The organism is Stenotrophomonas sp. DDT-1, assembly GCF_001580555.1.
GTDB classification, from domain to species: domain Bacteria; phylum Pseudomonadota; class Gammaproteobacteria; order Xanthomonadales; family Xanthomonadaceae; genus Stenotrophomonas; species Stenotrophomonas sepilia.
In genome coordinates this window covers 52,593-74,460 of record NZ_LEKR01000003.1, presented here as the reverse complement: position 1 = coordinate 74,460, position 21,868 = coordinate 52,593, and the positions used below count along the sequence as shown (strand labels likewise).

The 21,868-nt window shown below is 67.5% G+C and carries 21 protein-coding genes and 2 riboswitches; of the genes, 15 read left to right on the top strand and 6 right to left on the bottom strand.

What is annotated here, in order from left to right; all coding sequences use genetic code 11:
• Nucleotides 1–60: 60 nt before the first annotated feature.
• Nucleotides 61–1,851, bottom strand: coding sequence for an endonuclease (locus AB839_RS02385; protein WP_061478149.1), 1,791 nt, complete (start codon nucleotides 1,849–1,851; stop codon nucleotides 61–63).
• Between the two features lie 311 nt (nucleotides 1,852–2,162).
• Between AB839_RS02385 and AB839_RS02380 the strand changes: the two genes are divergently transcribed.
• The 3 genes from AB839_RS02380 (at nucleotide 2,163) to AB839_RS02370 (ending at nucleotide 4,930) form a co-directional block, all read left to right on the top strand.
• Entirely contained in the window at nucleotides 2,163–2,450 is a 288-nt protein-coding gene (locus tag AB839_RS02380) for a co-chaperone GroES (RefSeq protein WP_005411227.1), read from the top strand.
• Between the two features lie 81 nt (nucleotides 2,451–2,531).
• On the top strand, nucleotides 2,532–4,181 hold the full coding sequence (gene groL / locus AB839_RS02375) for a chaperonin GroEL (RefSeq protein WP_005411226.1): 1,650 nt from the start codon (nucleotides 2,532–2,534) through the stop codon (nucleotides 4,179–4,181).
• Nucleotides 4,182–4,318: 137 nt separating this feature from the next.
• Entirely contained in the window at nucleotides 4,319–4,930 is a 612-nt protein-coding gene (locus AB839_RS02370) for a DUF6445 family protein (RefSeq protein WP_061478148.1), read from the top strand.
• Between the two features lie 71 nt (nucleotides 4,931–5,001).
• Here the strand turns inward: AB839_RS02370 and AB839_RS02365 are convergent, their stop codons facing one another.
• Both AB839_RS02365 and AB839_RS02360 read right to left on the bottom strand, forming a co-directional pair.
• Nucleotides 5,002–6,162: a serine hydrolase domain-containing protein gene (locus tag AB839_RS02365; RefSeq protein WP_061478147.1), complete on the bottom strand. Its 1,161-nt coding sequence runs from the start codon at nucleotides 6,160–6,162 to the stop codon at nucleotides 5,002–5,004.
• 68 nt (nucleotides 6,163–6,230) lie between these two features.
• Complete coding sequence (locus AB839_RS02360; protein ID WP_061478146.1) at nucleotides 6,231–7,154, bottom strand: aspartyl protease family protein; 924 nt, start codon at nucleotides 7,152–7,154, stop codon at nucleotides 6,231–6,233.
• A gap of 106 nt (nucleotides 7,155–7,260) precedes the next feature.
• Between AB839_RS02360 and AB839_RS02355 the strand changes: the two genes are divergently transcribed.
• The 6 genes from AB839_RS02355 to AB839_RS02330 all read left to right on the top strand — a co-directional run bounded on the left by AB839_RS02355 (nucleotide 7,261) and on the right by AB839_RS02330 (nucleotide 12,420).
• Nucleotides 7,261–7,968 (top strand): response regulator transcription factor, encoded by a 708-nt coding sequence (locus tag AB839_RS02355; protein ID WP_061478145.1) that lies wholly within the window; start codon nucleotides 7,261–7,263, stop codon nucleotides 7,966–7,968.
• A gap of 32 nt (nucleotides 7,969–8,000) precedes the next feature.
• Entirely contained in the window at nucleotides 8,001–9,299 is a 1,299-nt protein-coding gene (locus AB839_RS02350) for an ATP-binding protein (protein ID WP_061478144.1), read from the top strand.
• Nucleotides 9,300–9,370: 71 nt separating this feature from the next.
• Nucleotides 9,371–9,871 (top strand): MarR family transcriptional regulator, encoded by a 501-nt coding sequence (locus AB839_RS02345; RefSeq protein ID WP_049411847.1) that lies wholly within the window; start codon nucleotides 9,371–9,373, stop codon nucleotides 9,869–9,871.
• Nucleotides 9,868–10,608 (top strand): DNA alkylation repair protein, encoded by a 741-nt coding sequence (locus AB839_RS02340; RefSeq protein ID WP_061478143.1) that lies wholly within the window; start codon nucleotides 9,868–9,870, stop codon nucleotides 10,606–10,608. The genes AB839_RS02345 and AB839_RS02340 overlap by 4 nt, the downstream gene beginning before the upstream one ends.
• A 185-nt stretch (nucleotides 10,609–10,793) precedes the next feature.
• The gene (locus tag AB839_RS02335) at nucleotides 10,794–11,051 is read left to right on the top strand and encodes a hypothetical protein (protein WP_005419663.1); all 258 of its coding nucleotides are present in this window, start codon (nucleotides 10,794–10,796) and stop codon (nucleotides 11,049–11,051) included.
• Nucleotides 11,052–11,346: 295 nt separating this feature from the next.
• Entirely contained in the window at nucleotides 11,347–12,420 is a 1,074-nt protein-coding gene (locus AB839_RS02330; RefSeq protein ID WP_049411859.1) for a 3-deoxy-7-phosphoheptulonate synthase, read from the top strand.
• Between the two features lie 211 nt (nucleotides 12,421–12,631).
• On the opposite strand, the gene AB839_RS02325 is transcribed toward AB839_RS02330, so the two are convergent.
• The gene (locus AB839_RS02325; protein WP_005411215.1) at nucleotides 12,632–13,249 is read right to left on the bottom strand and encodes a trimeric intracellular cation channel family protein; all 618 of its coding nucleotides are present in this window, start codon (nucleotides 13,247–13,249) and stop codon (nucleotides 12,632–12,634) included.
• Between the two features lie 84 nt (nucleotides 13,250–13,333).
• Nucleotides 13,334–13,437: riboswitch (glycine riboswitch) on the bottom strand.
• A 13-nt stretch (nucleotides 13,438–13,450) separates the two neighbouring features.
• Nucleotides 13,451–13,540: riboswitch (glycine riboswitch) on the bottom strand.
• A 40-nt stretch (nucleotides 13,541–13,580) separates the two neighbouring features.
• On the opposite strand from AB839_RS02325, the gene AB839_RS02320 reads away from it, so the two are divergent.
• Nucleotides 13,581–13,856, top strand: a complete 276-nt coding sequence (locus tag AB839_RS02320) for a GIY-YIG nuclease family protein (RefSeq protein WP_061478142.1) — start codon at nucleotides 13,581–13,583, stop codon at nucleotides 13,854–13,856.
• Between the two features lie 152 nt (nucleotides 13,857–14,008).
• Entirely contained in the window at nucleotides 14,009–14,440 is a 432-nt protein-coding gene (locus AB839_RS02315; protein ID WP_061478141.1) for a nuclear transport factor 2 family protein, read from the top strand.
• Nucleotides 14,441–14,522: 82 nt separating this feature from the next.
• Here the strand turns inward: AB839_RS02315 and AB839_RS02310 are convergent, their stop codons facing one another.
• Complete coding sequence (locus AB839_RS02310) at nucleotides 14,523–15,803, bottom strand: NAD(P)/FAD-dependent oxidoreductase (protein WP_061478140.1); 1,281 nt, start codon at nucleotides 15,801–15,803, stop codon at nucleotides 14,523–14,525.
• 123 nt (nucleotides 15,804–15,926) lie between these two features.
• On the opposite strand from AB839_RS02310, the gene AB839_RS02305 reads away from it, so the two are divergent.
• Together AB839_RS02305 and AB839_RS02300 are read left to right on the top strand one after the other, a co-directional pair.
• On the top strand, nucleotides 15,927–16,706 hold the full coding sequence (locus tag AB839_RS02305; RefSeq protein WP_049470953.1) for an NYN domain-containing protein: 780 nt from the start codon (nucleotides 15,927–15,929) through the stop codon (nucleotides 16,704–16,706).
• Between the two features lie 112 nt (nucleotides 16,707–16,818).
• Nucleotides 16,819–17,439, top strand: a complete 621-nt coding sequence (locus AB839_RS02300; RefSeq protein WP_061478139.1) for a glutathione S-transferase — start codon at nucleotides 16,819–16,821, stop codon at nucleotides 17,437–17,439.
• Nucleotides 17,440–17,521: 82 nt separating this feature from the next.
• Here AB839_RS02300 and AB839_RS02295 read toward each other — a convergent pair whose 3' ends face one another.
• On the bottom strand, nucleotides 17,522–19,699 hold the full coding sequence (locus tag AB839_RS02295) for a primosomal protein N' (protein WP_061478209.1): 2,178 nt from the start codon (nucleotides 19,697–19,699) through the stop codon (nucleotides 17,522–17,524).
• 412 nt (nucleotides 19,700–20,111) lie between these two features.
• Between AB839_RS02295 and AB839_RS02290 the strand changes: the two genes are divergently transcribed.
• Together AB839_RS02290 and AB839_RS02285 are read left to right on the top strand one after the other, a co-directional pair.
• Entirely contained in the window at nucleotides 20,112–21,116 is a 1,005-nt protein-coding gene (locus tag AB839_RS02290) for a hypothetical protein (RefSeq protein ID WP_061478138.1), read from the top strand.
• On the top strand, nucleotides 21,109–21,690 hold the full coding sequence (locus AB839_RS02285) for a DUF3106 domain-containing protein (RefSeq protein ID WP_032954564.1): 582 nt from the start codon (nucleotides 21,109–21,111) through the stop codon (nucleotides 21,688–21,690). The genes AB839_RS02290 and AB839_RS02285 overlap by 8 nt, the downstream gene beginning before the upstream one ends.
• Nucleotides 21,691–21,868: the final 178 nt, after the last annotated feature.

Below are 21,868 nucleotides of genomic sequence, written 5' to 3'. Positions count from 1 at the left end.
AGTATAGGGCCGCCGCCGGGTCAGGGCCCGGCGGCGGCAGTGGACCGCTGCGTTGCGCGGTCAGTTGGCCAGCTGGCAGGTGGCTGGCTTGGCCGAGGTGAACAGGGCCGGGGTCGCCCACTCGGGGTGGTCGATGAACGGGTTGCGATTGCCCTGGAAGCTGTAGACCACGTCATTGCGGGCACGCTCGGCATCATCCGGCGGATCGGACAGGTGCCAGTCGATCAGCGTCGACAGCAGGCCCATGTAGGCCGGCGAACTGCTGGTCTTGACGATCTTGCTGCGGTCGTCGGTCAGCTCCAGGTCCGGCTCGGACTGACCGGTGGCCGCATCCTTGCCACCCTCATAGCGGATCGCCATGTACATCACCGCACGCGCCATGTCGCCCTTGCGCTTGCCCCACACCTCGAAGGTGCCGGTGTTGCCGTCCGGCGTGCGCACCCAGTTGGAATTGCCCGGGTAGCCGCCGCTGCCGCCGCCCTGGCCGTTGTTGGCTTCGGTGGCACGCTCGCCGCAGCTGGCATCGCACTTGGCGAACGGCTTGTTGCCACGGTCGGCGTTCCACTGCGCGTCGGTCAGGTACAGCATGTGGGTGTCGGTGTACGGCGCGTAGGGCAGGCCCTTGTCACCGGTGGTGGTGGCAAAGCCCAGCGAGTTCGGCCAGGTGTGCTCGCGGTTGTAGGTCAGGCCGCTGCCGGTGCCCGCACGATCACTGACCTTGGCGTAGCTGCGGTTGCGGTAGGCATCGAGGATGCGGTTCGGATTGTTCGGATCCTCGTCGGCGATTTCCAGGATGGTCCAGGTGCTGGTGCCCGAGCCGCTGTATGGGTAGGCGGTATGGCCCTTGATGGTGGCGTGCAGCGAGCAGCGCAGCTGGCTGGGGCTGCTGGTGTTGACCCTGGAGTAGTAGCCGGCCGGCACGCCCGGGTTGCCTGGGTCCGGATTGCCGCCGGTGCTGGCCACGGTGAAGGCGATGCGGCTGTCGGCGGCCGGATGCGCGCCCTGCAGGTCGGTGATGCGCGCGGCGCGGATGTCGAAGCGGCAGGCTTCACCGGCCACCAGCGCGGTATTGGTGGACAGCTTCACGCTGCGGCCGCTGGCCGGGAAGGTCAGCGGCACGCTGCCGGAGGTGCCGCAGCTCAGGGCGAAGGCGCCACTGGCCAGGTTCACCGTCTCGCTGAACACCACTTCCAGGTCGGCGGCAGCGGGGAAGGTGCTGCTGCCCTGCGCCGGGGTGGTGGTGGACACTGACGGCGGCGTGTTGGGGCCTGGCGTGCCACCGCCGCTGAAGGTCTGGCCGTTGTTGCAGCTGCCGAACGTCTGCCCGGCCGATTCGGCCCAGGTGAAGTGGGCGTACTGGCTGCCGCTGCCGGTCAGCTGCAGTGACGTACCCGGCGCGGTGCTGTTGCTTTCGGCCACCGGGATGTTCTGGCTGGTCATGCCCGCGGCAGGGCCACCGGAGGCGGTGATGGCGCCCTCGTAGCTGAGGAACTGGACCACCTTGCCGCTGGCATCGACCAGGGCGATGCCGTCGTTCGGACCATTCTGGAGGCCGTTGGTCGGGTAGTTGACCACGGCGATGGTGGCGCTGCCGCAGCCGGCAGCGGTGCCGGCCGGGACCGGGTTGTTGGCGTAGACGGTGGCGGCCGACGGGTTGCTGCCGTTGTAGAGGTACAGGCGGTAGCCGGACAGGTCCTCACCGGCAGTGGCTACGACCTCGATCGCTTCGCCGACGTCACCGGCGGCGGTGCTGTCGTCGTAGTGCAGTTCATTGATGAAGACCTCGGCCTGGACCGGCGCGGCGGCCAGCGCCAGCAGGCAGGCGGCGGCAAGCGGGGACAGCAATCGCATCGACTACTCCTTGTGATTGGGAATGCCTGACCGAGCCTAAGGCCGATCCAGTGACACTTTGTCGTAAATGAACGTCAGATATCTGACAGTGCGACGCTTGTCACCGAAATTGATCTGGACCGACGCCCTGGCCGAGGCGCGCGGGCGAAAAAATTTTTTCATTCCGCCCTTGAAAGGGGGCGGCAGGGCTCCATCTCTGCCCTGCTCCCGACGTTGTCGGGTTTCTTCACGTGCGGTTCTGGCACTCGCCTGGGGTGAGTGCTAACATCGCCGGACTTTTTTAGACCAATCAATCACTTAAGAGGTCTCCTATGAGCATCAAGCCGCTGCACGACCGCGTTGTGGTCAAGCCGATCGAAGCCGACGAAATCTCCGCCGGTGGCATCGTCATCCCCGACTCGGCCAAGGAAAAGTCCACCAAGGGTGAGGTCGTGGCCGTCGGCCCGGGCAAGCCGCTGGACAACGGCAACGTGCGCGCGCCGTCGCTGAAGGTCGGCGACAAGGTCATCTACGGCCAGTACGCCGGCAGCTCGTACAAGAGCGAAGGCGTCGAATACAAGGTCCTGCGCGAAGACGACGTGCTCGCCGTCATCGGCTGAGCCCCGGCGCGACCTGTTTCAACCTGATCCCAAACTCCCAGCCGCCGGGCATCGTCCGGCGCTACCAATGAGGTAAATGCAATGGCTGCCAAGGATATTCGTTTCGGTGAAGACGCCCGTTCGCGCATGGTGCGCGGCGTCAATGTTCTCGCCAATGCCGTCAAGGCCACCCTGGGCCCGAAGGGCCGCAACGTCGTGCTGGAGAAGAGCTTCGGCGCCCCGACCATCACCAAGGACGGCGTCTCCGTCGCCAAGGAAATCGAACTGGCTGACAAGTTCGAGAACATGGGCGCGCAGATGGTGAAGGAAGTCGCGTCGCGCACCAACGACGATGCCGGCGACGGCACCACCACCGCCACCGTGCTGGCCCAGGCCCTGATCCGCGAAGGCGCCAAGGCCGTTGCCGCCGGCATGAATCCGATGGACCTCAAGCGCGGTATCGACAAGGCCGTTTCGGCTGCCGTCGCCGAGCTGAAGAACATCTCCAAGCCGACCGCCGACGACAAGGCGATTGCCCAGGTCGGTACCATCTCGGCCAACTCGGATGAGTCGATCGGCCAGATCATCGCTGACGCGATGAAGGAAGTCGGCAAGGAAGGCGTCATCACCGTTGAAGAAGGCTCGGGCCTGGACAACGAGCTGGACGTGGTCAAGGGCATGCAGTTCGACCGCGGCTACCTGTCGCCGTACTTCATCAACAACCAGCAGTCGCAGACCGCTGACCTGGATGATCCGTTCATCCTGCTGCACGACAAGAAGATCTCCAACGTCCGTGACCTGCTGCCGGTGCTGGAAGGCGTCGCCAAGGCCGGCAAGCCGCTGCTGATCGTCGCTGAAGAAGTCGAAGGCGAAGCGCTGGCGACCCTGGTGGTCAACACCATCCGTGGCATCGTCAAGGTCGTGGCCGTCAAGGCCCCGGGCTTCGGTGACCGTCGCAAGGCGATGCTGGAAGACATGGCCGTGCTGACCGGCGGCACCGTGATCTCCGAAGAAGTCGGGCTGTCGCTGGAAAAGGCCACCATCAAGGACCTGGGCCGCGCCAAGAAGGTGCAGGTCTCCAAGGAGAACACCACCATCATCGACGGCGTCGGCGACAAGGCCAACGTTGATGCACGCGTGGCGCAGATCAAGACCCAGATCCAGGACACCTCCTCGGATTACGATCGCGAGAAGCTGCAGGAACGCGTGGCCAAGCTGGCCGGCGGCGTTGCCGTGATCAAGGTCGGCGCCTCGACCGAAATCGAAATGAAGGAAAAGAAGGATCGCGTCGACGACGCCCTGCACGCCACCCGTGCAGCCGTTGAAGAAGGCGTGGTCCCGGGCGGCGGTGTTGCCCTGGTCCGCGCGATCACCGCGCTGGCCGGCCTGAAGGGTGCCAACGAAGACCAGAACCACGGCATCCAGATCGCCCTGCGTGCGATGGAAGCCCCGCTGCGCGAGATCGTGGCCAACGCCGGCGACGAGCCGTCGGTCATCATCAACAAGGTCAAGGAAGGCACCGGCAGCTTCGGCTACAACGCGGCCACCGGCGAGTTCGGCGACATGCTGCAGTTCGGCATCCTGGACCCGACCAAGGTGACCCGTTCGGCCCTGCAGAACGCGGCCTCGATCGCCGGCCTGATGATCACCACCGAAGCCATGGTTGCCGAAGCTCCGAAGAAGGACGAGCCGGCCATGGGCGGCGCTGGTGGCATGGGTGGCATGGGCGGCATGGGCGGCATGGACTTCTAAGTCCACGCCTCCGGCGGTCGTTGCCGGCCTCGGTCGGCACGCCTTCCCGATGTGATGTAAAGAAGAACCCCGCCGCAAGGCGGGGTTTTTCGTTGCCCGGTTGCCGTCGCCGCAGTGCATCGCTACGCTCGGTGACCATGCCTACTTCGTTCATCGTCGTTGACGACTTCCTTTCTCCCGCCGATGCGCAGGGGTTGCGCCAGGCGGCACTGGGCCTGGACTATCCCGTCCAGGAGGGCGCATTCCCCGGCCGCAATTCACAGCAGCGGCTGGAGTTGGAGGGACTGTCCGGTGCGGTCTCGCGACTGGTCAACGAACCGCTGCGGCCGGTCAACCCGCTGCAGTCGCACGGCAAGTTCCGCCTTACCCTCGCCGGCGACATCGGCCGCGCCAAGGTACACGCCGACCACTCGCACTGGTCGGGCATTCTCTACCTGAGTGCACCGGAGCACTGCGAGGGCGGCACCGAGTTCTTCCGCCATCGCCGCACCGGCACCGAGCGCATGGCCCTGGACGCGGCGGAGCTGGCCGCATTGGGCTACGCCAACGGCGGCGACATGCATCGCGACATCATCGAGCGCGACAGCAACGACGACAGCCAGTGGGAAATGACCATGCGCATTCCGATGCGCTTCAACCGGCTGGTGCTGCTGCGGCCCTGGTTCTGGCACACCGCCGGGCCAGCGTTCGGTGATCGACCGGAGAATGGCCGGCTGGTGTACCTGATGTTCTTCGAGCAGGCGCGTTGAAGAGTGCCATCCACGCTTGGCGTGGATGCTCCTCTCCCAGCCGCGTTCGCCATGCAGGCGTCATCGCACCCTCATTCGACGAATGCCTTCGCCGCGCCATACTCCCACTGCCACGGCACGCCGGTATCGCCCAGTACGAATGCCACCAGTGCCGGGAACGCAGCTTCCGCCCGTACATCGTTGCCCAGAATCACCACGCAGCGTTTGTGCCGTTCGATGCACACCAGCGTGTTGCCGACCGCATCGTCGTGGCCGCCCTTGTAGAAGCCTGCGCCCTGCGGGCCGCGGAACGTCACCACGCCCAGGCCCGCGGCCAGATCCTTGCGTTGCTGCGCCACGGGCAGCTCCGGCTGCAGCGTGGGGAACTGGCTGGCGGTGGTGATCGGCAGCTGCGGCCGCACCAGTTCCCTGCGCATTGCAGGCGACAGCCCATCGCCGCGGACATAGCCGGCGGCGAAGCGCGCCATGTCGGCGATGGTGGTATCCATCGAACCGGCCGCACGCACGCGGCTGCGTTCATCGTGCGGCTCGGCCGTGCCTTCCGCTGTCCAGCCATCGGCCAGGTTGGCGGCGAAATCCTCACGCCACATCATGCTGGTGCGGACCATGCCGAAGCGGTCGAATACCTGCCGCTGCATCAATGCACCCACGTCCTGGCCCAGCCGTCCACGCTCGATCACGAACTGCAACAGGATCAGCCCTTCGCCGGAATACCCATAACGACTGCCCGGATCGAAGTGGAACTTCAGGCGGCCATCCGGTTCGAGAAAGCCGAAGTTGGCGAAGCCACTGGAATGGTTGAGCAGCAGGCGCGGGGTGAGCTGGCGCCAGCGCGCATCATCGGCCAGTACGCTGTAGTCGGCGTACTTCTTCGGCTCCGGCGGGTAGTCCGGCAGCGGCTTGTCCAGCGCCGTGGCGATGCTGGCGTCCAGCTCGATCCGTGCGTCCTGGGCAAGCTGTGCGACCAGGTGGCCGAACGCCATCTTGGTCAGCGAGGCGGCGTACATCACGGTATCGGTGCGCAGCGGCTCGCCTGCGGCGTTGCGTTCGCCGTAGGCGGCCACGTGTACCACCTTGCCGCCATCGATCACCGCCAGCGCCATCCCGCGCGCATGCGCCGCCTGCATCAGCCGCTGTGCTTCGGCATCGATGCGCGCGGGCGAGGGTAGCGGCGGCGCGGCCAGCACGGCCGGCGGGAGCAGCGTCAGCAACAGCAGGACAGCACGGCGCATGCGTGGAACTCCTGGCGGGACGTGGCGCGATGCTACGCCTGCCAGCTCCCGCCGTCATGCGCCGGACGTCAGCCGGGTCGGCGCAGGCAGATCCGCGCGGCACCCGCACCGATGTCCACCTGGCCACCGCGCATCGCGTCGGCACCGAGGATCAAGGCCGGTCGCGCCTCCAGGCCGATCGCCCTGAACACCGGCAGTTCGCTGATCCGGACCTCCATCGGCGGGTGCTGCCAGTTGCCGCCGGTCATGCCGGGCAGGGTGTACAGCCAGGTTGCCTGTGCACCGCCACCCAGCCCCTCGGTGCCCTCTTCACGTGCACGCACCCGAGCATCGCTGCCGTCGGTGCGCAGGCCCAGTGCGCGGGCTGCTTCGGCGTTGAGGACGGTCTGCGCGGCACCGGTGTCGACCACGGCGATGGCGTCCACGCCGGGCGTACCCAAGGCAAGCGTGATGAAGCCGAACTGGCGCAGGCCGTCATCGCGGCCGGGCAGCGCATTGGGTTGGCAACCCGGTCCTTCCAGGTCCAAGCCGCCGGGTGTCCACAGCGCCAGTTGATTGCGGCCGAAGTCCCAACGGGTGTCCCAGCGCCCGGTCAGGTCGTTGCCGATCAAGCCGTCAATGGCCGGATCATCGCCCTTCGCCAGCGATGACAGGTCGACCTGCATGCCGCTGGCCTTCAATTGCCAACTGCCCAGCTGCCACGCTGTGCTGCGCATGCGCTGCAACCGCGCCGCCTTCGCGCTCGCGCCCTGGGCCTGCGACATTGCCGCTTCCGCATCCTGCAAACCATAGCGCCGCACTACGCGTGCATCGACCAGGGTTGCCCCGGCGGCACTGTCGACCACGAAGCGCAGCGGCTCTGAACGCCCGTCCAGCGAGACGGCCACTGCCGGATGACCGCCCTGCATCCACATCGGCAGGACGTGCTCGGCGGCATCGGAGGCGAGCGCCGGCAAGGGGATGGCGAACAGGGGCAGCAGGAACAGGCGCAAGGGGAGACTCCGCAGTGATCGTGGGCGACCATTGGCGCGCAGCGGCGTATCACCGCGATATCGGCGTTGATACCGTCCTGATACACAGGTGCGGGATACTGGGCGAATGAACACTCCCATCCGCGTCATCGTCGTCGATGACGATGCCAGCATTCGTGACGCCATCGCCGACCACCTGCTGCTGCACGGCTACCAGGTGCGTGTGGCGGCGGATGCAACAGCGCTGGACGTGTTGCTGCAGGTTGAACGTCCTGACCTGATCATCCTCGACTGGATGATGCCCGGTGAGGATGGCCTGTCGGTATGCCGCCGGCTGCAGGCGCGGGCGATCCCGATCCTGATGCTGTCGGCGATGGGGGCCGCGCCGGATCGCGTGATCGGCCTGGAGATGGGCGCGGACGACTACCTGGCCAAGCCGTTTGACCCGCGCGAGCTGTTGGCGCGGGTACGCGCGCTGCTGCGCAGGCAGGACAAACTGCGCGCACAGGTGGCCAGCGAGCTGCGGTTTGATGGCTGGCGATTGCTGCCTGACCAGCGTCGCCTGTTCGCGCCGGATGGCGCCGAACTGGTGCTGAGTCGCGGTGAATTCTCCCTGCTGCTGGCACTGGCTGAACGTCCCGGGCGGGTGCTGGCGCGCGAACAGCTGCTGCAGTTGAGTCGCGGAGAAGCCAGTGACAGCGTGGACCGTGCCGTCGACCTTGCGATCAGCCGCCTGCGCCGCAAGCTCGGGCAGGCCGCGTCCGGCGCTGAAGCCCTTGTGCAGACACTGCGTGGCGAAGGGTACCGCTTCAACGCGGAGGTAGGGGTGTTGTGAGCAGCCGGTGGTCAACCACCCGCTGGATCGCGATGCTGGCCTTGGCCAGCCTGCTGCTGGCAACCCTGGTCAGCGTGGGGGTAGTGGGGTGGATGCCCCGGCCCGCGCCGCCACCGATGCGGCTGGACCATGCGATGCAGGTGCTGCGTGGGGAACAGGCGCCGGCGCCACTGGGATTGCATATGTCGACGCAGGACGCGCCACCCCGGGGCAGCGCCAGTGACTGGCTCACCCAGTTGGCGGCGCTGCAGATGGACCTGCCGGCCAGGAATGTACGCCTGGTGTGGACGGGGCAGGGCAGGGCGCCCGATGTGCAGGTCATCGAGGGTGGCGCGGTACTGGACGCCTCCGCTCGTGCTGGCGTGCTGAAATCGCAGGCCGCGTTGCTGACCGCCATGCAGTGGCCGCCGTTCGAACTGGGGATGCGGCAAGCCGATGGCCGATGGCGGGTGGTCGGCAGCGACCACAGTGACCTGGCGGCCTGGCGCCGCCAGGTGATGCTCGCCCTGCTGGGCGGTGCGATCCTGCTGGCCCCTCTGGCGGCGTGGGCGGCGATCCGGTTGGGGCGCCCGCTGCGACGCCTGGCTGAAGCCAGCGCACGGGTCGACCTGCAGGCCGAAACGCCATTGCCTGATGACGGTCCACGCGAAGTGCAGGTACTGGCCACAGCGATCAGCACCGGTCGCGAACGTCTGCGCGCCCAGGCACGGGACATGACGCATATGCTGGCGGCCGTGGCGCATGACCTGCGCACGCCCTTGACCGGCCTGCGCCTGCGCGCGGAGTTCGCTCCCGCGCCACAGGCCGCCAGGATGGTGGCAGACATCGAGCGCATGGATACGATGATCGAGCAGGTGCTCGACTACGCACGCGGTGAGCTGCAGCCGTTGCAGATGCAGATGCTGGATCTTTCAGCGCTGCTGGAGGACTGCGTGCAGGCGGCGCTGCTGCGCGGGGTCGACATTTCCCTTCAGGGCCCGGATACGTTGCCGTGGCATGGCGATGCGCTGCTGCTCCGGCGCGCGGTCGACAATCTCATCGACAACGCCGAGCGCTACGCGGGCGCCGTGGAGCTGTGGGTCGCCATGGCGGGGGATGGAGTGCAGCTGGACGTGATGGACCGCGGCCCTGGCATCGCCGAGATCGATCGCGCACGCCTGCTGCAACCGTTCCAGCGCAGCGAGGGCTCGCGTAGCCGCGCCACCGGGGGCGCCGGACTTGGACTGGCCGTGGCTGCCAACGTGGCGAAGCGCCACGCGGGCGAACTTCAGCTGCTGCACCGCGAGGGCGGGGGGCTGATCGCGCGGCTGCTGCTGGGACGCACTTCCTGAGTCAACTCAGATTTGCTTCCAAGGGCCACTCCTCCATATGATTAGGTGCCTAATCAGACGGTGAGGAAAGGATGATCGAAGCCAAGCATCAGGCGTTGCTGGAGGAAGCGCAGCGGCGCGGCCACGCCAACATCGCGCAGCTGCGCCTGTGCTTCCAGCTGCTCTCGTTGTCCTCGTCGATCGATCGCGACTGCGCTGCGCGGTTGGCACCGCACGGGCTCAGCGAGGGTCGCTTCATCGTGCTGTTCCTGCTGCACGGGGCCGGCGGCGCACTGGCGCCGCACGCGCTGGCCGAGCGCGCTGGCGTGACCCGGGCCACCATCAGCGGCCTGCTCGATGGCCTGCAGCGCGAAGGCCTGCTGCAGCGTCGCAGCGATGACGAGGATGGCCGTCGTCTGCAGATCGTGTTGACCGCACCGGGCAAGCGTTTGGCCGAGTCGCTGTTCGAGCAGCACACTCAATGGATCAGCGGCCTGTTCAACGGCCTGGATGCTGATGAACGGCAGCAGCTGTCACAACTGCTGCACAAGGTCTGGCAGCACACGGACACCGGGCGGGAAGCCGCCGCATGAGCACGCCCATTCCCGCGGAACGGCTGCGTGCACTCAACAGCGGTAGTACCGCTGCCACGCATCTGGCCGAATGCCTGGCAGTGGATTTCGCCGCGCTGTTGCAGGGAGTGGCACCTGTGCTCGAGCCGGAAGCGCTGCAACGTATGCGCGACGCCTCCGGCAAGGGCATCACCCAGCGCATGGCGCTGGCGGCGCGGTTGCTGCACGAAGCCGGGCAGGGTGATCCCGCGCACTGGCAGGCACACGCATCAGACACCGTGCGTGGCTGGGCCTGCTACCTGATCGGCAGCGATGCCGGCGCGACGCTGCCGGCCAAGCTGCGGGCGATGCGTCCGCTGGCTGACGACCCGCACTTCGGCGTGCGCGAATGGGCATGGCTGGCGCTGCGCAGCGACATCGTTGCCGCACCGTTGCAGGCGCTTGAGTACCTGCAGGTGTGGACGCAGGAAGCATCGCCTTACCTGCGCCGCTTCGCCTGCGAAGCGCTGCGCCCACGAGGCGTGTGGTCCACGCATATCGCGCTGTTCAAGCAGCATCCAGAACTCGCGTTGCCGATGCTGGAAGCAATGGCCAACGACCCGGAGCGCTACGTGCAGGACTCGGTCGGGAACTGGCTCAACGATGCCGGCAAGACTCAGCCGCAGTGGCTGCATGAGCTGTGCACGCGGTGGCAACAGCAGCACCCTGGCGATGCCAATGCCTACATCCGCAAACGCGCCATGCGCTCGTTGCGGTAGTGCCGGCCGCTGGCCGGCAACCTCATCAACCTCAAGGAAGGCCTTCCATGTCCTACACCCTCATCGAGCTCTACACCGCTCTGGCCGCCTTGTAACAGCGCCTCCGGAGGCGCATGGCACATGCGTCTGTCACCCGGACGCGGTAAACAGGACATTGCCCATGTCCATCCGCAGGGAAGTTGATCATGCAGAGCACGCTCCAGGTAACGCTGTACGGCCCGCAGGGCGATACGCCGGCACTGCAGCTGCCGCAGATGGAAGGGCCCTCGGTGGCCATCCCGGAAGCGGTACTGCGCCGGCTGGTGTCCGATCTCTACACCACCCGTTCCCTGCTCAATCCCGAGCAGCTGGACGAGGCCCGGCAGGAGCTGGACCGCGTGCTGGAGCGCTGGGCCGACATCCACGAAGGCCTGCTGCTGGACGTGGAAGTGCATGGCAGATGAGCGACCTTGCACGGCGGCCACCGCGTGGGCTGCGCGGTCAGGCGCATCACTGAACCGCGCCCCCAGTTGCGGATGAAACATTTTGCACTGCGCAAAAGCTGTGCTATCAATAGATCCCATGAACGCAGCCGCTACCCGCTTTTACTGGTATTACTTTCCGAAGCCACTGGCGGAGGAAGGACTGCGCTCACCCTGAAGAAAGCTTCAGACGCATTCCCGAAAGCCGCCAGCGAACCTGGCGGCTTTTTTCATGCCGCCACGCTGGGGACCCCCAACGTTCCGGAGATCTCCTGCAATGCCCCCGCACACCGACGACCTGCGTATCCGCACCATCGAACCGCTGACACCGCCTGCCCAGCTGCTGGCGATGCTGCCCTGTGACGATGAAGCCTCCGACACCGTCAGCGCCTCGCGCGCGGCCCTGCACCAGATCCTGCACGGCCGTGACGACCGCCTGGCGGTGGTGGTGGGCCCGTGCTCGATCCACGACCCGAAGGCCGCCATCGAGTACGCCCAGCGCCTGAAGCCGCTGCGCGACGCGCTGGCTGGCGAGCTGGAAATCGTCATGCGCGTGTACTTCGAGAAGCCGCGCACCACGGTGGGCTGGAAGGGCCTGATCAACGACCCGGACCTGGACGGCAGCTTCAGGATCGACAAGGGCCTGCGCATCGCCCGTGGCCTCCTGCGCGACATCAACAAGCTCGGCCTGCCGGCCGGTGTTGAATTCCTCGATGTGATCTCGCCGCAGTACATCGCCGACCTGGTGGCATGGGGCGCGATCGGCGCACGCACCACCGAAAGCCAGGTGCATCGCGAGCTGGCTTCGGGGCTGTCGTGCCCCGTCGGCTTCAAGAACGGCACCGATGGCAACGTGAAGATCGCCGCCGACGCGGTGGGTGCGGCATCCAACCCGCATCATTTCCTGTCGGTCACCAAGCAGGGTGGCACTGCCATCGTGTCGACCACCGGCAACCCGGATTGCCATGTGATCCTGCGCGGTGGCAAGCAACCGAACTACGACGCTGGCAGCGTGGCTGAGGCCTGCCAGGTGCTGGCCAAGGCCAAGCTGCCGGCGCGCCTGATGATCGATGCCAGCCATGCCAACAGCCTGAAGAACCCGGAGAACCAGCCGAAGGTGATCGACGACATCGCCGCTCAGATGGAAGACGGCGAACAGCGCATCGTGGGCGTGATGATCGAGAGCCATCTGGTCGGGGGCCGCCAGGAACTGGTGGAAGGCCAGCCGCTGGTCTACGGGCAGAGCATCACCGATGGCTGTATCGACTGGGACACCACCGTGACGGTGCTGGAGCGACTGGCTGCGGCCGTGCGTGCCCGTCGTGAAGTGAAGGTGTCCGAAGCAGCGTGAATGAAGCCGCCTGATGGCGGCACGTGTGTGGATGGCGGCCAGCGCCTGCGGGGGTGCGGCCGCGATCAGGGCCGGCCGGAGTTGGAGACCGGCCCATCTGCACCGGCGATGCGCCTGGCGCTGCGCATGAGCGACAGCGCCAGGTACATCGCCGGGGTGGTGCAGGGCGCGAAGGGTAGCGCCGGGCCATGCCCGGCGAACACGCTATCGTTCAATGCACTTCGTCGTGGTACACGAACTTCGGCATTTCCCAGCGGTAGTGGATCGCCAGCAGGCGCAGCGCGAAGCCGCCGCCGAGGCAGCACAGGATCGCGGTGGCGTCGGCCACGCCCCAGTGCAGCAGCAACAGATACGCCGCGCCGGTCAGCAGCGCGATGATCGCGTACAGCTCCTTCTGGAAGATCAGCGGCACCTCGTTGCAGAGGATGTCGCGCAGCACGCCGCCGAACGCGCCTGTCAGCATGCCGGCGATCAGCACGATCGGCATCGCATGGCCGGCCTCGCGCGCAATCGAGCAGCCGATCAGGGTGAAGGCGATCAGGCCCAGGCCATCGAGCACCAGGAAGGTGCGGCGGAAGTGGTGCATCCAGCGTGCCACCCAGGTGGCGATCAGCGCCGCGCATACGGTGAACCCCAGGTATTCGGGATGCTTCACCCAGCCCAGCGGATAGTGGCCGAGCAGGATGTCGCGCAGTGATCCACCACCGAGGGCAGTGACACAGGCGATCATGACCACTCCGAACAGGTCCATGCGGCGGCGGCCGGCAGACAGTGCACCGGTCATGGCTTCGGCGGAAATGGCAATCAGGTAGATGATGGACAGCAGCATGGAACAGGCTCCGGGCGCGGTGGGGCCGGCCATGCGCGACTACCGCCACTGCCTGCGCAATGACGGGATGACGATGACCGGTGCCGCTCCCGCTGTCCTTTTGCCTGAGAGTTCAGCGGCGTTGGCCGCGTGCCCCTTCGGCGGATCGTCCCGGGCGTGCCCGGTGACCTCTCTCCAGCTCGGCGAGTCGAATGCATGGTTGGTGGGATTCCAGCCCACCGGCCTGAGCGATCATGGGAGCCTGCGCCTTCGGCGGGCGCCAGCGCGGCGCCACTCTCCTGCATTCGGGCGCCAGTATATCCGCTGCAGTGCAGCACGGCATAATCCAGGCATGGCCCCGTCCCTCCGCCCGTGGTTCCTGTACTTGCTCGAATGCCGCGATGGCAGCTATTACGCCGGCATCAGCACCGACGTGGACGCGCGTTTCGCCGCCCACCAGGCCGGCAAGGGCGCGCGCTACACCCGGGCCCGGCCACCGCTGCGCGTGCTGGCCGTGCGCGAATACCCGGACCGGGCCGCCGCCTCGCGGGCCGAGTGGCAACTGAAGCAGCAGCCCCGCGAACGCAAGCTGGCCTGGCTGCAGGCGTTGGATCCTGCGCTTCTGTAGAGCCGAGCCCACGCTCGGCTGCTGGACTCGGCGACAAGCATCAGCCGAGCATGGGCTCGGCTCTACAACATCGCCGGTAGATCCACGCCATGCGTGGATGGGGTGCACCCGGCCATGCCATGATCGCCCAGCCCTCAGCGCTGGAGACCCGGATGTCCACCGTTGCCCTGTTGTTCGCGCTTTCTGCAGCAGCCAGCCCCACTGCCGACGCCACCACGATCGCGGCCATCGAAGCCACCTGCCACGACTACGTCGATGGCCAGCTGGAGGCCGACCCGCAGCGGGTCGCCCGTTCCCTGCATCCGGACCTGGCCAAGCGCGCTGTGCTCGGCGATACACCCGACGAACGGCTGGGCCTGCGCCGGATGTCGAAGGAAGAGCTGGTCTCGCTGACGAAGCAGGGCGCGTTGAAGACCCCGAAGGATCAATGGGATCGTCGCTGCACGGTGCTGGACGTGACCGGCAACGCGGCCTCGGTGCGGCTGGAGACCCCGTGGTTCGTCGATTACTTCCACATGGGGCGCTTCGACCAGCGCTGGGTCATCGTCAACGCGTTGTGGTACCCGAAACCGAAGGCGCCGTAGAGCCGAGGCCATGCTCGGCTTCTGCAATCCGCGCGAAGTGCAGCCGAGCATGGCTCGGCGCTACAGGAGCATGCGTGCGCTCCTACCGCCTCGGCCGCCGGTCATCCTGGTCATCACCGAAGATGATGCGCGCACTGCGCTGGTAGCTCCAGTACGCCACCGCCCAGTTCAGCAGCACCACGATGCGGTTGCGGAAGCCGATCAGGAAGAACACGTGCGCGGCCAGCCAGAACCACCACGCCAGCACGCCCGACAGCTGCAGTCGGCCCAGGTGCACGATGGCGGCCATGCGGCCGATGGTGGCCAGGTTGCCGTAGTCGGCGTACTTGAACGGACCGGGCTCGGGCTTGCCGTGCAGCCGTGCGCGGATCACCTCGGCCACGTACTTGCCCATCTGCTTGGCGGCCGGTGCCACACCGGGAACCGGCTTGCCGTCGGCCTGGCTCAATGCGGCCAGGTCGCCGGCCACGAACAGCTCCGGGTGATCGGGCAGGGTCAGGTCCGGTTGCACCGGCACGCGTCCGGCGCGGTCCAGTGGCACGTCCAGCGTGCGCGCCAGCGGTGAAGCGGCCACGCCGGCGGCCCAGACCACGGTGCGCGCCGGTATGAACTGTTCGCCGAGCTTGAAGCCCTGGCTGTCGATGTCGCTCACCGGGGTTCCGGTCAGCACTTCCACGCCCAGTTTTTCAAGTTGGCGGCGCGCCTTCAGCGAAAGCACATCCGGGAACGAGGACAGCACGCGCGGCCCAGCCTCGACCAGCCGCACCCTGGCGCTGGCCGGGTCGATGTGGCGGAATTCGTTGCGCAGCGTGTGGCGCGCGATCTCGGCCAGGGTGCCGGCCAGTTCGACGCCGGTGGGACCACCACCGACGATGGCGAAACTCAGCCACGCCGCCTTCTTCGCCGGGTCCGGTTCGGCCTCGGCACGCTCGAACGCCAGCAGCAGCTTGCGGCGTAGTGCGATGGCATCGTCCAGCGTCTTCAGCCCGGGCGCATCGTCGGCCCACTGATCGTTGCCGAAGTAGGCGTGGGTGGCGCCGGTGGCCAGCAGCAGGCTGTCGTAGTCCAGCGTGCTGCCATCGGCCATGCGGATCTGCCGCGCCTGCTTGTCGATGGCCACCACTTCGCCGAGGCGGACTTCCACATTGCGCTGGTGGCCGAGGATGTGGCGCAGCGGTGCGGCGATATCCGGCGCGGACAGGCCGGCGGTGGCCACCTGGTACAGCAGCGGCTGGAACAGGTGATGGTTGCGGCGATCGACCAGGGTGATGCGTATGCGCTCGCGGGCCAGGGCACGGGTGGCCCAGAGACCGGCAAAACCGCCGCCGACAACGACCAGGTGGGGAACGCGTTCGCGACTCATCGACTCACTCCAGTGGGGGCATCGGGGGAAGCGCCTGGCATCTTCGCACGGCGGCCACCTGTCACGTCAGCGCCTGCCCGGATCGGCGATACTCGGGTTCAGGCAACGGCCCGTGAGGAGCCCATGAGCGAACCGGAAAAGCGCATCGCCCTGTTGATCGACGCCGACAATGCGCCGGCCTCGAAGATCGACGAGGTCCTGGCGGAAGTCGCCCGCTACGGCGTGGCCAACGTGCGCCGTGCCTACGGCAACTGGAAGAGCCCGCGACTGAAGGGGTGGGAAGCGGTGCTGCATGAGTATGCGATCCGCCCGATCCAGCAGTTCGCCTACAGCAAGGGCAAGAACGCTTCGGACATGGCGATGGTGATCGATGCCATGGACCTGCTGTACGCGCGCAACCTTGATGGCTTCGCCATCGTCTCCAGCGATGCGGACTTCACCCCGATGGTGATGCGCCTGCTGACCGATGGCGTGAAGGTATATGGCTTCGGCGAGAAGAAGACGCCCGAGCCATTCGTCAATGCGTGCTCGAAGTTCACCTACCTGGAGGCACTGGGCCAGACCCATGCCAGCGTGCCGGATGCCGAACAGGCGTCCAGCGAGCAGGCCTCGAACGAGCCGGTGGCCAACGACGATGCGCGTCCGCGCAAGAGCGGTGCGGAAATGCGCAGTGACACCCGGCTGGTGAAGATGCTGCGCCGTGCGGTGTCCGCGGCCGAGGGTGAGGATGGCTGGTCGCACCTCGGCCCGGTCGGCAGCCAGATCGGCAATCAGGCCTCGTTCGATCCGCGCAACTATGGCTACGGCAAGCTCAGCGACCTGCTGGCGGCGATCGGCCTGTTCGAACTGAAGAAGGATGGCAAGTCGTCCTACGTGCGCGCGCTGCCAAAAAAGAACCGGTAGTGCCGGCCGCTGGCCGGCAGCGCGCAGGCGCCCGATCCCGCATCCGGCACGCACACACCCGTAACGATCAGGCGTATCGTTGCCGCTCGCATTGCCAGCAAAGGAAACCCGCATGTTGAAGATCTGGGGCCGCCGCAATTCCAGCAACGTCCGCAAGGTGCTGTGGTGTGCCGAGGAAATCGGCCTGCCGTACGAATCCATCGAGGTCGGCGGCAGCCACGGCGGCACGCAGACGCCGGAGTACCAGGCGATGAATCCCAACGGCCTGGTGCCGGTGATCGAAGACCACGGCCTGCCGCTGTGGGAATCGAACGCCATCGTGCGCTACCTGAGCGCGCGCTATGCGCTGGGCACGCTGTACGCCGCAGACCCGATGGAGCGCGCCCAGGCCGAGAAGTGGATGGACTGGAGCACTTCGCGGATGGCGCCGCTGTACAGCGACCTGGTCTGGGGCATCATGCGCACCGCGCCGGCCGACCGCGATGAAGCGCGGATCAATGCCGCCATCGTGCGCGCCGGTGACTACCTGGCGATGGCCGACGCCACCCTGGCCAGGCAGCCGTGGCTGTCGGGCGAGACGTTCGCGATGGGCGACATCCCGCTGGGCTCGCTGGTCTATGCCTGGTTCGAACTGCCGATCCAGCGACCGGAGCTTCCGCACCTGGCGGATTGGTATGCGCGCCTGCGCGAGCGGCCGGCCTACCAGCGCGGCGTGATGTCGCCGCTGACGTAAGCACTGCCCGGTACTGAAACGCAGCCGAGCACGGCTCGGCTCTACGGTAGTGCCGAGCCATGCTCGGCAGTGCTCTACGGGATCAATACAGGTCCGTTGGATCCACATCCAGCGACCAGCGCACCTTGCGTGCTTCCGGCAGCGCATAAAGCTGCGGCACCAGCTGCGCGAGCACGCCATGCAAGGGTGGCCGCTGCGGCGCCGACAGCAGCAGCTGTGTGCGCTGGTAGCCCGCGCGCCGCGGCATCGGCGCCGGCATCGGGCCGTACGCCTCCACCACGTTCTGCTCGCCCAGCAACTGCCGCGCAGCCAGCAGGAACGCATTGGCATGCTCCACCTGCTGCGCTTCAGCACGCATCAACGCCAGGTGCGCGAATGGCGGGAATCCTGCGGCTTGCCGCTGGTTCAACTCGGCCTGCGCGAACGGGTGGTAGCCACCGCTCACCAGGGTTTCCAGCAGCGGGTGACCCGGGTGATGGGTCTGCAGCCAGACCTCGCCGGGGTCACGTGCGCGCCCGGCGCGACCGGCCACCTGGATCAGCTGTTGCGCGAGTTTCTCACTGGCGCGGAAGTCAGCGGAGAACAGGCCTTCGTCGATGCCCACCACCACCACCAGGGTCAGCTTCGGCAGGTCATGGCCCTTGGCCAGGATCTGCGTGCCGACCAGGATGCCGGGCTGGTCGCCCAGTTTCGCCAGCTGCTGTTCCAGCGCATCGCGGCGTGAGGTGGTGCCACGGTCGATGCGTACCACCGGGAAATCGGTGAAGGCGGCGGTGAGGTGTTCTTCCAGGCGTTCGGTGCCGATGCCCTGCGGCTGCAGCGCCAGGCTGCCGCAGGCCGGGCATGCCAACGGCGCCGGTTGGCGCGCGCCACAGTGGTGGCACTGCAGGCGTCGGCCGCCGCCATGCACGGTCATCGGCGCATCGCAGCGCTGGCACGGCGCGGTCCAGCCGCAGTCGTGGCACAGCAGCACCGGTGCGTAGCCGCGGCGGTTCTTGAACACGAGCACCTGCTGGCCACGCTGCAGGTGTTCGCCGATGCCGGCCAGCACATCGGCCGAGAGGCCATCGTGCAGCGGCCGCTTGCGTACATCGAGGATGCGCACGCGCGGTGGCCGTGCATCGCCGGCGCGCTGCTTCAGGCGCAGGTGCGTGTAGCGCCCTGCGTAGGCGTTGTGCAGCGTTTCCAGCGAAGGGGTGGCGCTGCCGAGCAGTACCGGAATGCCCAGTGCCTTGGCCCGGACCAGGGCAAAATCGCGCGCGTGGTAACGGATGCCGTCCTGTTGCTTGTAGCTGCCGTCGTGTTCCTCGTCGACGATCAGCAGGCCGGCCTGCGGCAATGGCGTGAACACCGCCGAGCGGGTGCCGACGATGACCCGTGCTTCGCCACGTGAGGCGGCCGCCCAGACGCGCGCGCGCTCGTTGTCGTTCAACCCCGAATGCAAGGCGTGCACGGCGATGCCGAGGCGGCCGCGGAAACGTGCCAGGGTCTGCGGGGTCAGGCCGATTTCCGGCACCAGCACCAGCGCCTGCCTGCCCTGCGCCAGGCAATGGATGATCGCCTGCAGGTAGACCTCGGTCTTGCCGCTGCCGGTCACGCCGTCCAGCAGGAACGGCTGGAAGCCGTCGGCAGCGTTGATCGCAGCCACCGCCCCGGCCTGGTCCGGGTTGAGCGTGGGGCCGGGCAGCGGCTGCGCATGCTGCGGTGCCACCGTCATCGCCACGCGCTCGGCCAGCGCGCGCTTGGCCAGGCTGCGTGCAGCGGCGCGCCAGTCGGCCATGCGTTCGCCGAGCACGTCCTCATCCACGATCGCTCCGGCCAGCAGCTCGGCCAGCTGCCGCGGACGGCTGCCGGCGCGCAGCTTTTCGCGCTGGGCGTGGCCTTCGGTGGTCAGCTGCCAACCCCAGTGGTGGGTGTCGGGCAGGGCCTCGCCATGGCGCAGCGGTCCGGGCAGGGCGGTGCTCAGCACCTCACCCAGTGGCGCATGGGTGTAGCGCGCCAGCCACTGCAGGCTCTGCCAGAGTTCGCCCTGCAGCAGCGGCTGCCGGTCGCACCAGGCCAGCGCCTGGCGCAGTCCCTGGCCGTCGTCGGTCTGGCCGTGGCCTGCCACCACGCCGACCAGCTCGCGGTTGCCGAACGGCACCTTCAGGCGGCAGCCGACCGCGGCCGTGGGGCCATCGCCCTCCGGCGACAGGTAGTCGAACAGGCGGGGCAGGGGGACGGGCAGGGCGACCTGCAGGGTCGGAATGGGCGAAAGCATCGGGCCAGTGTAACGGGCCATGCGCGCGCGAATGGCAGGGGGCAGAGGTGCCCGGGCACGACCGTTGAATCATAAATGTCACCTAAATATCGGTGTCCATTGGAGATTCAGTCTTATCCACATGTTCTGTGGATAACGTTGTGCGTTACCGGTCGACGGCAACCCAGGAGGCCGATGGCGACGAGCTCACGCTTGGGTTGGTCAAAAAATCGCCACACTTAAAAGGCATTCAAAATCAACAGCTTGAGTGTGAAACATTGCTGAAACAGAGTGAATTCAGCTGCATGCCGCAATTTCCCGCGCGGGGAGCGTGGTGCTGTGCACAACCTGCAGCACGAAGTGCCTGTGGGCGCAAGTCCTACGGGGGCCGATGGGCTGCCGCTATCATGCCGGCAGACCTTTGGAGTGACCGATGACGGCTGTGCCCGCCCCTGTTTCCTCGACCGCGGCCGGCGCGCTGTCGGCGTTCCTGCGTGGCGTCGAACGCCGCGCCTTGGTGGTGGCTGAACTGCAGTGCGGCGATGCCGCCCGTGCCGAGCAGACCCTGGTGGCAGTGATGCGCGCGTTTGCGGCGGTCGCCAGCGACCTGCCGATGGCGCAATGGCCGACCCGTTTCTGGACCTTGCTGGGCCAGCGCCAGGCGCTGCGCGAGCCGGCGGGCGGGCAGTGGGCGCCGTCGTTGGCCGCGTTGGGCGCGATGCCGCCACTTCCTCGACTGGCGCTGCTGCTGCGGGTGGGCGGCAGCCTGGACGAGGGCATCGCCATGCGCGTGCTCGACCAGGACGAGGCCGGCTACCAGCACCTGCTGGCCGATGCCTGCCCGCGTGATGCCCAGGGCCGGCCCGATGCCGTGGCCTGGCGCCAGTTGGCCGAGCAGGTACAGGCCCGTGTCCGTGACCTGCCGGCCGCGCGCCTGCAGCAGCTCCAGCAGCCGGCCGCACCCACCACCCACAATGAAGCACCGGCCTCCAGCTGGCGCGCACCGCAGCGCGACGAGCGTGCGGCCGCCAACGGCAAGCGCCGCCGCGCGAATGCCAGGCCGCGCTGGCGCGGTCCGCTGATCCTGCTGGTGACCGTGGCGGTACTGCTGGCCGCGGCGCTGGGTTGGCGCCACCTGCAGGGACATTCGTTCGGCAGCGATGCACCCTTGCCGGAGGGCGTGGTGGCCGAAGCCGGTCCGGTGACCGTGGAAGCCCTGCCACCGAGCAGGGTCGACGCCGCACCGGACGCGGGCCAGGCGCAAGCCAATGATGACGCAGCGATGCTGGCAGACCGCGACTACCCGCTGGTCGCCGATGCCGACCTGTACGCGTGGACTGCCGCGGGCGGCCCGCTGCCGGTGGATGAATCGCAAGCCAAGCCGAGCCGGCCGGAGCCGGCCAGTGCCACGCTGGAAACTGCTGCCGCCGATGAATAAGTCCGTGCTCGCCAGCCTGCTGCTGGCCCTGCCGCTGTCGCTGTCCGCCGCACCGCAGCCGTTGAGCGTGCCGTTGCCGCCACCAGTTCCGGGCAGTTCGCCGGCCACGCCGGCGTCGGCCGCTGCAACAGCACCTGCCGAATTCGCCCAGCTGGATACGCAGCAGCAGCGACAGCGCCGTGCCGACTACGCCGCCTGGCGCGCATTGCCGGAAGCAGAGCGCGAGCGCATCCGTCAGGCGGCTGCGCGCTTCAATTCGCTGCCGGCCGATCAACAGCAGCGCATGCGGCAGCAATTCCAGGCGCAGGATCAGGCGTTCCGCGCCGGATGGCGGCTGGGCCCGCAGCTGGGCCTTGAATTCCCCAAGCTGCACGGACTGTTCGGATTCGTGCCACCGGAGCAACGCGAGACCGCGCTGGCCGTGCTGCGCCAGCTCAACCCGGCGCAGCTGGCCCAGCTGGCCCTGGTCGCGCAGCGCACGCCGCCGCAGGAACGCGACACGGTACGCAGCGCCTTCCTCGCCGTGCCCGCCGCCGAGCGCGACAGCTGGCTGAAGCGCCAGGCCGGCCAGTAGAAAAGGGGACGGAGGGGATTAAGTCGCATCCGGCACTGACGGGCCTGAAACGACTTAATCCCCTCCGCCCCCTTTTTTGTGTGGGGCGGCTGAAACCCAGCATTCACGCCATGTCATGGGAATGCAGGCGCCGCCCGCGTAAGATGAGCGCCCGCAACCCGGTGCCTGTGCCCTTCGC

Bases quoted from the DNA above. Each gene is read 5' to 3' on its own strand.
- AB839_RS02385 (WP_061478149.1), bottom strand. From the start codon at position 1,851: ATGCGATTGCTGTCCCCGCTTGCCGCCGCCTGCCTGCTGGCGCTGGCC.
- AB839_RS02380 (WP_005411227.1), top strand. From the start codon at position 2,163: ATGAGCATCAAGCCGCTGCACGACCGCGTTGTGGTCAAGCCGATCGAA.
- groL (WP_005411226.1), top strand. From the start codon at position 2,532: ATGGCTGCCAAGGATATTCGTTTCGGTGAAGACGCCCGTTCGCGCATG.
- AB839_RS02370 (WP_061478148.1), top strand. From the start codon at position 4,319: ATGCCTACTTCGTTCATCGTCGTTGACGACTTCCTTTCTCCCGCCGAT.
- AB839_RS02365 (WP_061478147.1), bottom strand. From the start codon at position 6,162: ATGCGCCGTGCTGTCCTGCTGTTGCTGACGCTGCTCCCGCCGGCCGTG.
- AB839_RS02355 (WP_061478145.1), top strand. From the start codon at position 7,261: ATGAACACTCCCATCCGCGTCATCGTCGTCGATGACGATGCCAGCATT.
- AB839_RS02350 (WP_061478144.1), top strand. From the start codon at position 8,001: ATGCTGGCCTTGGCCAGCCTGCTGCTGGCAACCCTGGTCAGCGTGGGG.
- AB839_RS02345 (WP_049411847.1), top strand. From the start codon at position 9,371: ATGATCGAAGCCAAGCATCAGGCGTTGCTGGAGGAAGCGCAGCGGCGC.
- AB839_RS02340 (WP_061478143.1), top strand. From the start codon at position 9,868: ATGAGCACGCCCATTCCCGCGGAACGGCTGCGTGCACTCAACAGCGGT.
- AB839_RS02335 (WP_005419663.1), top strand. From the start codon at position 10,794: ATGCAGAGCACGCTCCAGGTAACGCTGTACGGCCCGCAGGGCGATACG.
- AB839_RS02330 (WP_049411859.1), top strand. From the start codon at position 11,347: ATGCCCCCGCACACCGACGACCTGCGTATCCGCACCATCGAACCGCTG.
- AB839_RS02325 (WP_005411215.1), bottom strand. From the start codon at position 13,249: ATGCTGCTGTCCATCATCTACCTGATTGCCATTTCCGCCGAAGCCATG.
- AB839_RS02320 (WP_061478142.1), top strand. From the start codon at position 13,581: ATGGCCCCGTCCCTCCGCCCGTGGTTCCTGTACTTGCTCGAATGCCGC.
- AB839_RS02315 (WP_061478141.1), top strand. From the start codon at position 14,009: ATGTCCACCGTTGCCCTGTTGTTCGCGCTTTCTGCAGCAGCCAGCCCC.
- AB839_RS02310 (WP_061478140.1), bottom strand. From the start codon at position 15,803: ATGAGTCGCGAACGCGTTCCCCACCTGGTCGTTGTCGGCGGCGGTTTT.
- AB839_RS02305 (WP_049470953.1), top strand. From the start codon at position 15,927: ATGAGCGAACCGGAAAAGCGCATCGCCCTGTTGATCGACGCCGACAAT.
- AB839_RS02300 (WP_061478139.1), top strand. From the start codon at position 16,819: ATGTTGAAGATCTGGGGCCGCCGCAATTCCAGCAACGTCCGCAAGGTG.
- AB839_RS02295 (WP_061478209.1), bottom strand. From the start codon at position 19,699: ATGCTTTCGCCCATTCCGACCCTGCAGGTCGCCCTGCCCGTCCCCCTG.
- AB839_RS02290 (WP_061478138.1), top strand. From the start codon at position 20,112: ATGACGGCTGTGCCCGCCCCTGTTTCCTCGACCGCGGCCGGCGCGCTG.
- AB839_RS02285 (WP_032954564.1), top strand. From the start codon at position 21,109: ATGAATAAGTCCGTGCTCGCCAGCCTGCTGCTGGCCCTGCCGCTGTCG.